The organism is Prevotellamassilia timonensis (assembly GCF_900106785.1).
GTDB classification, from domain to species: Bacteria; Bacteroidota; Bacteroidia; order Bacteroidales; family Bacteroidaceae; genus Alloprevotella; species Alloprevotella timonensis.
On record NZ_LT629841.1, the window covers coordinates 301384 to 313807 of the forward strand.

The 12424-nt window shown below is 53.2% G+C and carries 8 protein-coding genes; 6 read left to right on the forward strand and 2 right to left on the reverse strand.

Features of this window, described 5'->3' with window-relative positions:
• Positions 1–71 precede the first annotated feature (71 nt).
• The 5 genes from BQ5453_RS02945 (at position 72) to BQ5453_RS02965 (ending at position 9429) form a co-directional block, all read left to right on the forward strand.
• On the forward strand, positions 72–3527 hold the full coding sequence (locus tag BQ5453_RS02945; protein ID WP_071122070.1) for an exo-alpha-sialidase: 3456 nt from the start codon (positions 72–74) through the stop codon (positions 3525–3527).
• Between the two features lie 1548 nt (positions 3528–5075).
• A complete protein-coding gene (locus tag BQ5453_RS02950) occupies positions 5076–6011 on the forward strand; it encodes a glycosyltransferase family 8 protein (protein ID WP_071122071.1) in 936 nt (311 codons plus the stop codon).
• A gap of 20 nt (positions 6012–6031) precedes the next feature.
• A complete protein-coding gene (gene glf / locus BQ5453_RS02955) occupies positions 6032–7141 on the forward strand; it encodes a UDP-galactopyranose mutase (RefSeq protein WP_071122072.1) in 1110 nt (369 codons plus the stop codon).
• Entirely contained in the window at positions 7138–7881 is a 744-nt protein-coding gene (locus tag BQ5453_RS02960) for a lipopolysaccharide kinase InaA family protein (RefSeq protein WP_071122073.1), read from the forward strand. The genes glf and BQ5453_RS02960 overlap by 4 nt, the downstream gene beginning before the upstream one ends.
• 642 nt (positions 7882–8523) lie before the next feature.
• A complete protein-coding gene (locus BQ5453_RS02965) occupies positions 8524–9429 on the forward strand; it encodes a glycosyltransferase family 2 protein (RefSeq protein WP_071122074.1) in 906 nt (301 codons plus the stop codon).
• A 131-nt stretch (positions 9430–9560) separates the two neighbouring features.
• On the opposite strand, the gene BQ5453_RS02970 is transcribed toward BQ5453_RS02965, so the two are convergent.
• Positions 9561–10571 carry a glycosyl transferase family 90 gene (locus BQ5453_RS02970; RefSeq protein ID WP_071122075.1) on the reverse strand — a complete coding sequence of 337 codons (1011 nt, stop codon included), beginning with the start codon at positions 10569–10571 and terminating at the stop codon, positions 9561–9563.
• Positions 10571–11482 carry a glycosyltransferase family 2 protein gene (locus BQ5453_RS02975; protein WP_071122076.1) on the reverse strand — a complete coding sequence of 304 codons (912 nt, stop codon included), beginning with the start codon at positions 11480–11482 and terminating at the stop codon, positions 10571–10573. Before BQ5453_RS02975 ends, BQ5453_RS02970 begins: the two co-directional genes overlap by 1 nt.
• A gap of 741 nt (positions 11483–12223) precedes the next feature.
• Between BQ5453_RS02975 and BQ5453_RS14515 the strand changes: the two genes are divergently transcribed.
• Positions 12224–12424, forward strand: a 201-nt coding sequence (locus BQ5453_RS14515) for a hypothetical protein (protein WP_235860015.1), incomplete at its 3' end; no start/stop codon positions are given.

Below are 12424 nucleotides of genomic sequence, written 5' to 3' on the forward strand. Positions count from 1 at the left end.
AGCAAACAAAATTCTGCTAACGCGTACATCACAACAGTAACATATACAAATCAATAATACCTATCAATTAAATGAAAAGAAACTACTTCAATGGCTTGTTGGCTGCACTGACCCTCTTTGGGCTGGGCACGTCGCAGGCATGGGCAGACAAGATTGTGACATCTACTGCCGAAAACCCCAAGTGGTTCCGTATTTACACCCCTAACCGCAAAAGCCTCTCTATCATATCGAAGGGCGTCGGGGTGGCCATGCAGAACACCACAACATTCGAAAAACCCTACTCGGCCAGCCAATTGTGGCGCCTTGAGGCAGGCAGTACCGATGGCACCTACAAAATTGTTAACATGTCGGGTGAGTATATCTCGCCATCGTCAACGGTAAAGCCCAATAATAACACAGCATTTGCACCTGTTAAGAGCGGGGCTGGCGATTGGACTATTACAGATCTCAGTGACGATACCTATACCATCACAAGTGGTAGCGTGCAGTTCAACACAAGCCAAGACGGTCCTAACTACTACCTCTACAACTGGGGTAGTGGTACGAACACTGCAGATGCTGGCTGTAAATACCGCTTCGAGGCGGTATCGCTTACCGAATTAGAGACAGCGCAGGCTAAGGCACTTAGTGTACTTAACGAAACAGAAGAAGGCACGAACCCTGGCCAATACCCTGCAGAGGTGCGCACCACATTTACAAATGCCATAAAGGCAGCTACTACGGTTGATGCCGTAACAGCTGCACAAACTACTTATAGCGCTGCCATGGTGCAGGTGGCAGCTGGCAAAACCTATTACATCGTATCCGACAAATCGGTTGGCTACTGCCAAGGCAAGTATATTTACAGCGCAGGCAGTGAGGCGCAGCCCAAGTGGGGCAACAAGGTAGTGTCGGCCGCCTATGGTTGGACATTCACTGATGCCGGCAACGGTCAGTTCTATGTGCAAAACTATGGCACAAAGGAATATATCGAGCCTAACAGCACTGATGTAAATGGTGCCACCAAAACAACTGCCACACCTGCCACTAAATATACCGTGACGTCGCTCGGCCAGGGTGTGTTCAACATCAAGCCCGACGGCAAGAACCCCCTTCATGCGCAAAATGACGGTGCAGTGCTTGTAATGTGGGCTGGCGGCATAGGCTCGGCTTCAGCTTGGCGCCTTATCGAAATACCTGAATCAGACCTTACGGCAACTCCGACCTTCAACTCTATCAATGTGGCTCCAGGTTTCCAAACCTATGCAGCTGGCAACAAGGAACAGGTGCTTCTCACTTTCCAAACTGAGGTTGCAGGCTTCAATGGCAACGTTGTGGGCAAGAGCCTCAAGCTCAACCTTGGTGCTACTAATGTAGCCGGACTTGAGAATATCAAGGTGTTCACTTCAAAGAACGCCAACTTTGTGAGCAATGGCCAGCGCAATGCCACACTCATTGGCCAGGTTGCTACCGTTAGCGGCAACGAAGTAGAGGTAGCTTTCGACAATGCCCTTGAGATGCCCTCTGGCACGACACGTTTCTACGTTACTGCCGACATCACCGACAAGGCCGTAGTAGGCGACTCTGTTGATGCTGCATTGGTAAGCTTTACTTATGGCGACAACAAAGTATTCACTGTCGAAAACGGCAACCCCGAAGGCATTGCCCGCATCTACAAGGTGCAGAGCGTACCCTTCATGCCCAACGACCTCAAAGCGCCCTATTGGCGTATCCCCTCAATGGTAATACTCCACAATCAGAAGGGTGCTAATGCCTCAAAGAACGGCCGCGTAGTAACCATGGCCGACAACCGCTTCAATCATGGTGGCGACTTGCCCAGCCATATCGACGTATACGAGCGTCACTCTGACGACAATGGTAAAACATGGTCTGACCACAAGTGGGTAGTAGGCAATGCAACCGACGAAGCACTTGTAGCCGGCAAAGATGGATCGCACAAGGGTTTTGGCGATGTTACCATGGTCGAAACAGCCAGCGGCAAAATCATCGCCTTGATGGTTGGTGGCCAGGGCTACTTCTATTCAACTAATGAAGATGGCAACCGCATTGTGCCCGTTATCATCACCTCAACCGATGGTGGCGACACATGGTCACAGGCCCGCGCACTGACCGACGAACTTTACAAGGGCGTTTATGAGCAGGGCCAGGTTCTCGGTTCGTTTGCAGGTTCAGGCCGCGGCATCTGCCTCAAGCGCCAAAAGGACGCCAAGCTCAATGGTCGCGTCATGTTTGCCATGAGCCACCGCTTTGCTACAGGTGCCATTCAAGAGTACATCATCTATTCTGACGATGAAGGCGAAACCTGGAAGATGTCACCCAAGTCTGCTTACAACGGCGGCGACGAGTCAAAACTCGTAGAGTTGGCCGATGGCACAGTGATGATTTCTGTACGCCAGAGCGGTAAGCGTGGCTTCAACACCTCAACCGATGGCGGTATGACATGGGGCACACAAACCACCAATGCCGACATCGATGGTAATGCTTGCAACGCCGACATTCTTTACTACAACAACAAGGTATTGCTCCATTCATACATCAACAATGGATCTCGTAAGAACGTCACCGTAAAGGCATCATTCGACAATGGCAAGACATGGGGTCACCCCGTCGTAATATGCGCTCCCAGCTCATGCTACTCTACGATGGACATCACCAAGGACGGCGACATCGCCATCTTCTACGAAGACAATGCCTGCACACAGGGCTATGCACTCAACTACGCTGTGTTCCCCATCGACTGGATTGTGCCTGGTGGCGACCCTTCAGCAGAGGCTTTTCAGGAAGCCTTGGCAAAGGCCAAGGCCGCTACCACAAACGAGGGATACACAGACGAAGCCACAGCCAAGGCAGGTCAGTACAGCCAAGAGGCCATTGACAATGTAAAGTCTCTTATCGCTACCTACGAGGCATCTGTTACCGACTACGAAGCAGCTACAGCTGCGCTCAATGCTGCCGTAGAGGCTATGGGCAAAACAGCTTGCACCGTTGACGGGTATTACAATGAGACTACTTTCACCATCTCGAGCCTTTCTACCATCTCAAGTCTCGAAGGTGCGGGTTACATCTCAGCCGATGCCAAAGCAAAGTCTGAGGCTGACAACACTGCCGAGTGGCAAATAGTACCCGCTACTGTGGCTGGTCAGGTGTATATCAAGCTAAAAGATGCTGACTCATATATCTTTCGCTCAGGAAATACATTGGCTGCAAGCGCAGCACCTCAGGCTTGGAAACTTGTCAAGAACGATGGGTTCTACAACTTGATAGCAGTACACAAAGCAGAAAACTCTTATTTGGTTATCAACGTAGGAACTGGCGAATTCAACTGGTGGACATCTGCTGCTGGTGACAACACCTGGAGCACCAAGTTCGTGCTCACAGCCAAAACAGTTGTAACAGGCATCAACAATGCTACCGTGGCAAATGGCAGCGAAAAGGCCGTGCGCTATTACGACCTCCAGGGCCGCCGCGTGTTGAATCCCACCAAGGGACTCTTCATTACCAACACGGGCAAGAAGGTAATCAAGTAAGCAAAATACACATATCAAATTACTGATTGACAAACAACCTGGCGGGTTGGCACACCAACGGATATCTATCCGGTGGTTGCCAACCCGCCAACTTGTTTCCCATTGCACCACATAACCCCAAAAGGGATATTGGGACCAATTATGCCATTCTGCGATAAGCTCAAGCACTAAACGCTACCACTAAACGCAAGCACATAATGCAACCACCAAACGCAAGCACCAAACTCTACTACAAAACTCTACTACAAAACGCAACCACCAAACGCAAGCACTAATGGGGGCGACGCGTCTCGCGTCGGGCATTTTTCAGCAGCCTCGTCTCGTGTCGGTTTAGAGATAAGAGGGAAAGACGAACGCTGCTAAATAATAATATTTTGGCTCACGGATCGCACCGATTGCACGGATTATTTCGCTCACGCAACGTGCTTAGCACCACGGAGATGACGGATTTGACGGATTTTGTGAGCATTGCATGCTCACTTCGCCATTAGCTCGTTGCTGTGACCAGGTCCCTTACTTCATAATCTGTGCTAACATATTTCGCCACGGGTACGTTGCGGGCCAATAGCGAAGTGAGCATGCAATGCTCACAAAATCCGTAAAATCCGTCATCTCCGTGGTGCTAAAGCACGTTGCATGAGTGAAAGAATCCGTGCAATCGGTGCGATCCGTGAGCTAAAATATTATTATTTAGCAGCGTTCGTCTTTCCCTCTTATCTCTAAACCGACGCGAGACGCGTCGCCCCCATTAGAGCTTGCGTTTAGTGCTTGCGTCAGTTTTAGCCTTAAAATATCACAGCTTATATCTGACAGACGGCTATCACAACTTCATGCTAATACCTAATCCTACTTTGTTTTCATCAATAAAAACTGCCTGCACCTTGCACTTTGCTTCGTAACTTGTTGATATTCATGTCATATCTGAGTGTAGGTAACCACAAATATTGCTTGCACACCTGTCTGCACCCGTGTTGGTACGGCGCGCCACAATTTCAGCATAGTGAGGGCGGCGCGCGCGTATCGAGAGGTAGAAAAATCTGCCGCTCCAAATGACGTTCCTATCTCCCTATACCGTAATATGCGGGTGTGAGAGGTGGTAACTGCAACTCATAATGAGCGACCCACAGAGCGTGCAGGCAAGTGCAGGCAAGTGCAAGCAAAGTGCAAGCAGAGTGCAGGCAAGTGCAAGCAGAGTGTAAGTCTACATACACTGCGTAAATCGTTGATAATCAGCTCAGAAAACGCTAAAAGTGCAAGATGTAGGTAGTTTTCACAAAAACAGACAGGGTGGGGCTATCAGGGTGCAGCTGGGGCAAAACACATTTCGGACATGGCGTGCGCAGTGTGCAAATATGCAGATGCGACACCCGCTATATTTGCAAATAATTGTGGCGCGTTGTGGCAGCATTCTTAGTAAACTTGTCAGCTCGTTTACTAAATCCGCCAACGCGATATAGTTGCTCGGTAAAACTATTTGTGTACCTTTGCAAAACACGGCACAGCCACACGGGGCATAGTGCCATAACCAATCAAAACATAACACAACCCTTGACCATACACATAGCCTTCAACATCGACCACGCCTATGTGCGTTTCTGCAGCGTCACCCTCGTGTCAATACTCCGCAGCAACCCACAGGCAAAAGTCGTGGCACACATACTCGCGCGCGGTCTCACCGCGTCCGACAAACAAGTGCTGCAGCAACTTGCCGCACAGTACAACGGCGAGGCACACTTCTACGAGCCCGACGAAAGCTTGCTCGAGGGCTTCCGCATACACGCCTCAAGCAGCCACATATCGCTCGTTACCTACTACCGCTGCATGTTGGCCGACTACCTGCCAGCCAGTCTGCACCGCGTCATCTACCTCGACAGCGACCTGCTCGTCACCGGTTCCCTCGCCCCATTCTGGCAGATGCCCATGCAAGGAGCCCCCGTAGCCGCCGTGGTCGACGCAGCGGCCGACGACCGCACACGCTACAAAGTGCTGTGCTACCCCGAGGCCGACAGCTACTTTAATGCCGGCGTGCTGCTCATTGACCTCGACTGGTGGCGCGCCAACAACGTGGGCCAGCGCTGCATCGACTACTACCGGGCACACCCCGAGCGCATACGCTTTAACGACCAGGACCTGCTCAACAGCCTCTTCCATGGCCAGGTGTGCTGGGCGCCGCTGCGCTACAATGCACAAGAGGGCTTTTACCGCCAGCGTTATGCGCATTACAGCCAGCACAAGGCCGAGCTTCACCACCCCGTGGTGGTGCACTACACCAACCGCAAACCGTGGGACTGGGACAGCCTGCACCCCATGCGCCAACTCTTTTTCCACTATCAGCAGTACACCCCGTGGCGTGGCCACAACATACTGCACAACCCACTGTGGCTCGTGGCCCGATGGCTCAAACTGCTCCCCTACACACTGCACTTGCGCAAGGCACGCTACCGCCGGGGCATTCCGCTCCCGCAGCCCGCAGTCAATGCTTAACCCCCATATCCCAATTCAGTATGTACGATTATCTCATAGTTGGCAGCGGCCTCTTTGGCGCGGTGTTTGCCCACGAGGCCGCCAAAGCCGGCAAAAGTTGCCTCGTCATTGACAAACGCCAGCACACAGGTGGCAACCTCCACTGCCAGCTCATCGACAATATATGGGTACACCAATACGGTGCCCACATCTTCCACACCTCCAACCGCCAGGTGTGGCAGTATGTCAACCAGCTCACCGAGTTCAACAACTTTGTCAACTCCCCCCTGGCCAGCTACCAGGGCAAGCTCTACCACCTGCCCTTCAACATGAACACCTTCTACGAGCTGTGGGGCGTGCGCACTCCAGCCGAGGCACAGGCCAAAATAGACGAGCAGCGCAGCGAGTTTGCTCACATCACACAGCCCGCCAACCTTGAGGAGCAGGCACTCACACTGTGCGGACGCGACATTTACGAGCGACTCATCAAGGGGTATACCGAAAAGCAGTGGGGCTGTGCCGCCACCCAGCTGCCGGCTTTCATCATCAAGCGGCTGCCCTTCCGCTTTACCTTCGACAACAACTATTTCAACGACCGCTACCAAGGCATACCCGAGGGTGGGGGATACAATGCACTCATCGACGCCCTGCTGGCCAAGGCCGATGTACGCTTGGGCACCGACTACTTTGCCCACCGTGACGAACTCCATGCGCAGGCCCGCTGCACCCTCTACACTGGCTGCATCGACGAGTTTTACAATTACTGCCACGGGCACCTCGACTACCGCAGTCTGCGCTTTGAGCACAAACGGCTCAACACACCCGACTTTCAGGGCAATGCCGTAGTCAACTACACCGAGCGACAAGTGCCCTACACCCGTGTCATTGAGCACAAACACTTTGCTCCTGGCTCGCAGCAGCCCACCACCGTAGTCACCTACGAGCACCCCGACAGTTTTGCACCGGGCAAGGAACCCTACTATCCCGTCAACGACGCACGCAATGCCGCCATCTATGCCCGCTACGCTGCCATGGCCGATGCCGAACCCGACGTACTGTTTGGCGGACGACTCGCACGCTACACCTATGCCGACATGGACGACACCATTATGGCTGCTCTCGAACTCTGTAAAAAAGTATTTCAACAATGACCCTCTGGAACCACCGCACCCTTGTGCTGCACCCGGGCTACGAGCAACTGCACGACTTTATGCTCTCGCTGCCACAGCGCTTTGCACAGGGCGACGGACAACTCATACACAACGGGCGCAACCAACTGCGCCGCATCAGCTACCAGGGCACCGACTATGTGGTAAAGTCTTTTCGCCGCCCCAACCCTGTCAACCGTTGGGTGTATGGACTGCTGCGCCCGTCAAAGGCCCTGCGTGCCTACCGCAACGCCCTTCTCTATCAAAAGGTGGGCGTGGGCACACCCCAGCCCGTGGGCTATCTCAACATACGCCGCGGCCTGGCCTTCGACCAAAGCTACTTTGTCACCCTCACCTCGCCGTGCCCATGGCGCTACGAGGACCTCTTCACCCACCACTTCGACTATGCCGATGATGTGCTGCGTGAGATTGGGCGCATCACCGCCGTGCTCCACAACCACGGACTTGCCCACAAGGATTATGGACGGGCCAACATTCTGTTTGAGCAACTACCCGACGGACGCATACACCTCGACATTGTCGACCTCAACCGCATGGCCGTCGGCCCTCTCAACATCAAGCAGGGCTGCAAAAACTTTGAACGCCTGCCCGCCACCGCCCACATGCACCGTGTCATGGCTGAGGCTTACGCCAGCGCCCGCGGCTTCGATGCCGAAGCGTGCTACCGCCTCATGCGCCACTACCGCAGCACTCAGCCCGGACAGGTTGAGGGCGAGTTCTAACTCAAGTTTCGGATTTAGCAAGTGCGGGCTGAAGGCCCAATGTTTTTCATAGCCCAGGGTAAGCGAAGCGGCACCCTGGGTTGATATGAATGCAAAAGTTACGCCCTGTAAGGGCAGAAGTAACAGAGCTTTTTACTTTTGCCCTTACAGGGCGCGACTGCTTCAACACGCGATACCCAGGGTGCCGCTTCGCTTGCCCTGGGCTGTGAAGAACATTGGGCCTTTCTTGACATCATCGGCTGCGGCTCAGCAATTCAAGCAAGCTTGATTGCATTCGCCTTGCACGATGATTCAGCCCGCCCTTGTTAAATCCGAAACTTGAGGTTCTAATAAGGGCAGTTCTGATAGAATACGCAAGCTCTAATGGGGGCGACGCGTCTCGCGTCGGGAAAAGATGCAGCTATTGTTTAGTAGAGTTTGTATTTCCCTTCTTTCTCTATCCCGACGCGGGACGCGTCGCCCCCATTAGTGGTAGCGTTTCTTCTAGCACCAAACGCTATCACTAAGCGCTATCACTAAGCGCTGCCACCAAACGCAAGCACTAATGGGGGCGACGCGTCCCGCGTCGGGATATTTTTCAGCAGCCTCAGGACGCGTCAGCGTCAAACGCCAAACGCCAAATTCAAACTTAAACCTCACACAATGATAATAGCAGTAGTAGTCACATACAATCGCCTCACCCTGTTGCAGCGTAACATCTCTTGCCTCCGTGCCAACCGTCCTGTAGACCGCATATTGGTCATCAACAACGGCAGCACCGACGGCACCGCCCAATGGCTCGACAGCCAGGCCGACGCCCGCCTCACCGTCATACACCAGGACAATGTGGGCGGCTCAGGCGGCTTTTGCCGCGGCATAGACGAAGCCTGCCGCATGGGAGCCGACTGGGTGTGGTGCATGGACGACGACGTATTTCCACGTCCCGACTGCCTTGAGCAGCTACTGCCCCACGCTGCCAATCCACGCATCGGCCTCCTTGCCCCCCGCCGCTTGATGGAGGGCGAGGTTTACACCAACGACTTTACCGGCTACGACCTCGTACACCCCTTCCGCTCGCTCTACACTGGCAAGTTGCGCAAACTGTCGCAGCCCGTCACCGCCCCAACCCCCATAGCCGGCACAGCCTTCGAGGGTCCGCTCATACGTGTTGAGGCCATACGCCGCATAGGGCTGCCCAACAAAGCCCTCTTCATCTTTTGCGACGATACCGATTATTGTCTGCGTCTGCACCAGGCCGGTTACCACATGCTGTATGTGCCGGCAGCCCTCATGGACAAGCAAAAGTTCTTCAGCCACGACACCTGGGCCGCCCGCAACCGCAAAAAGAAGTGGAAGCGCTTCTACCAGGTGCGCAATACCACCTACCTCAACCACCACTACGGCCGCAACTGGGCCGTGCGCCATCTGCGCGGCTTCCTCTGCGTCATGGGCTACATGGCCACCGCCCTTGTCACCATGCCCTTTGCTCGTGCCTACACCCCGTCAGACCTGCCCCGCCTCTGGCGCGCCTACCGCGACGGTCTGGCTGAAAGGTTGGGGAAGTACTGATATGGTGCGCAGGCGGTACTAAGGTAAGCTGAGGTTCAATAAAAAGGCTCACGCATGACACATACCACGTGTCATGCGTGAGCCTTTGCTCGTTTACCGCGCATGTTTTTAGCGATTTCTCTCTATTTCCCTCACATCTGTCCGCTCGTGCGCAGATACTTTTCCATCACCATCACTTGTATCATCTCCTCGCGTTCGGCGTCCCAAAACTGCCGCACATACGCATGGGCGTGGTCAATGATGGCTTGTGCCTCGTCGGGGTGTGATATGTAGTACTGAAGTTTCTCTTCGAGGTCTGAAAAGTCCTCTTTCACTTCCACATAGTGATAGCCGGGGCGTAATGTGCCCTCCATAAACCACGTTTCGCACGTGGGGCGTGTCATCACTGCCAGCGAGTTCGACGACATTACCCATTTCAGGTTCGACGCTACGTCGTTGCCCTCAAGCGCCATGATAAATTTGTAGTCAAGGTGTTCGGCTATGGTCTTTTTCGCTGTCATCCACTCCTCGGGGCAGCCTTCGTTGCGGCCTACCACACCGCAGTCGCACAGCGGCGAGCCAAAAAACTTTTCGAGAAAAGCTGTGCGCAGACGGCTCTGGCGTATCTTGCCCCTGAATATGGCACAATCGCGTTTGGCAGCAAACGGCTTGGTGTCGTGCACATACATGAAGTGGCGCAACTTGTCAAGTTTCAGCACCACCGAGTTGGCATTGTCGTCATTTATTAGTCGGCTTTTCACCACCGTGGGCTTCTCGGGCGTAAAGTACACGTCGCCCGGACAAAAGTTCCAGCGCAGCCCCTTGTCAAACCAACGCGTCACATCATGTTGGTCGAAGTAGTAGGCCGTGTGAAACAGTTTGCGCCCGTAGTCGCCCAGCGCACCCGTATACATCAGCCAGCTGCGGTCGCGCTGCACACTGTCCTCTGTGGACATTTGCCAGGGCGCATTGATGCGGCAGTAGTAATCTGCTCTGCGGCACATCTCGTTGTAGTCTGCCCGTTGGCGGGCCTTGGCTAATAGATGTGCACGCCGATGCCGGTACCATGCATCGGGCACCGCCAGTCCCAACGTTTTTTGAGCAAACCATAAGGCTTTGATAGGTTTGCCACTGCGCAGTTTGTATATAATGTTGTCGCTCATCAGTCTTTTATGTATTCAATAGTCGGATTAAAATGCAGTCCGTCAAGGCAGCCTTTTATCACAGCCTTCTTAAATTCGGCAATATGGCTCTGGTCGTCGCGGCGCTTGAGACGATGCATGTACAGACGATATTTGTTAAGCACTGAGATGTAAAACTTCAGTTTGTTAGTTGAACGACGCTTCAAGTAGCACGTGTTGCGCACTTGGTAATAAAAGCGTCCTGCCATTTCGTTAGGTGCCTTATCTATTGAAGGGAAATAATTCTGACGCGTTTTGTGATACACCTGGCTTGCGGGCACAAAGTAGCATTCATAGCCCACGCGTTTAATGCGGTCGGTATATTCAATGTCGTCACACCAAATAAAGAACTCCTTGATGGGCAGCCCCACTTTACGCACCGCATCACTGCTCACCATTACCGACACAAACGAGCACAATTTGCATGCAAAGCACGTTTCGCCGCCCACTGTCAGGGCTTCTGCTCCGCCAAAGGGCTTTTCTACCAGTGCCGGCTTGTTCATGGCGTGCAGTGTGCCATCGGTCCATAGCACCTTGCTGCACACAAATCCCGTTTTATCATCAGCCGCTGCCACTTTGGCAAGCAGTTTCAGCGCATCAGGTTGTGGCATGGTGTCATCGTCCATCAACCACACAAAGTCGCAACCGGCTTCCACGGCCAGCTTCGTGCCAAGTGCAAAACCGCCAGCTCCGCCAATGTTGCGTTCGGTGCGCACCACATGCAGTTTTGAGTCACCTTTCAGTGAGTCGAGCCATTCCTTTGTGCCGTCAGTCGAGCAGTTGTCAATAATCCAAAGTTCTGTCGGCGGCAGCGTCTGTGCCTTCAGAGCCTGCACGCATTCTTTGAGCAAAGCCAAGCGGTTGTATGTTACAACCACGCAATTTATCTTCATATTATATATTATATACGTGTAAACAGATTGACAGATTAACGGGTTGACAAGTATGTTTATTTGTATTCTTTACCGAACCGTAGCCTATCTTATGCAAAGATAGTACAAGGTGAGAGCAGAACACCAAACTTGTTTGAGTGTTTTACCGAACCGTAGCCTATCTTATGCAAAGATAGTGCAAACCGAGCGAAGAGAGTCAAGCTTGCTTGAACTTTCTTCCGAGGTGCCGCCTATCTTGTTTCAAAGATAGTGCAAACTACACAAGAGAGGCATCGCCATTCCGTAACCGCCCACCTCTCTCGGCGTCAGCCCTTATGTTTCTTGAGGCCACCCGGACGCCAGTCCGTGGCGTCCTTATGCCCTTATGTCCTTATGTCCTTCTGTTTCCCGCGTTAGCGGCCAACCAAGCCTCGCTACGGCGTCAGCCCTTATGTTTCTTGAGGCCACCCGGACGCCAGTCCGTGGCCGCCAGCCGCGCAGCGGCCTTATGTGTTTCTTATGAAAACTTATGTTCCCGCGCTAAGCGGCAAGCACGAACGTCATATTTTATGTTCTTCTGTCCTTATGTTCTTCTGTCTCCCGCGTTAGCGGCTTCCAAGCCCCGCCACGGCGCCAGTCCATCAGTCCTTCGCGTTAGCAACCTGTCCCCAAATCCTTGAAAAACATGTTCTTCAACACAAACCTGCAAAATATCCACCCCAAAACTTGGCATATACACAAGTAAGCCCTACATTTGCCCCGTTGGACATAAAATTTCCCGCCCGTCTGCGCACCGGCAAACCAGCACTTTTGCCCGCCAGCGGGCACAAACGGGTATGTCCGCCGCCCGAGAGCGCAAAATTGCGCGATTTTTTTTGCACGCCGCAACGCGCTGGCATTCAGCGAGTTACGTCCGTTTCAAGAGAAATTCCCGAAAATTTCTCCAAAATTTCTTCGCCAAAA

What these genes read in the sequence shown, in the direction of transcription:
- BQ5453_RS02965 (WP_071122074.1), top strand. Translation starts at nt 8,524, where the DNA reads ATGATAATAGCAGTAGTAGTCACATACAATCGCCTCACCCTGTTGCAG.
- glf (WP_071122072.1), top strand. Translation starts at nt 6,032, where the DNA reads ATGTACGATTATCTCATAGTTGGCAGCGGCCTCTTTGGCGCGGTGTTT.
- BQ5453_RS02970 (WP_071122075.1), bottom strand. Translation starts at nt 10,571, where the DNA reads ATGAGCGACAACATTATATACAAACTGCGCAGTGGCAAACCTATCAAA.
- BQ5453_RS02945 (WP_071122070.1), top strand. Translation starts at nt 72, where the DNA reads ATGAAAAGAAACTACTTCAATGGCTTGTTGGCTGCACTGACCCTCTTT.
- BQ5453_RS02960 (WP_071122073.1), top strand. Translation starts at nt 7,138, where the DNA reads ATGACCCTCTGGAACCACCGCACCCTTGTGCTGCACCCGGGCTACGAG.
- BQ5453_RS02975 (WP_071122076.1), bottom strand. Translation starts at nt 11,482, where the DNA reads ATGAAGATAAATTGCGTGGTTGTAACATACAACCGCTTGGCTTTGCTC.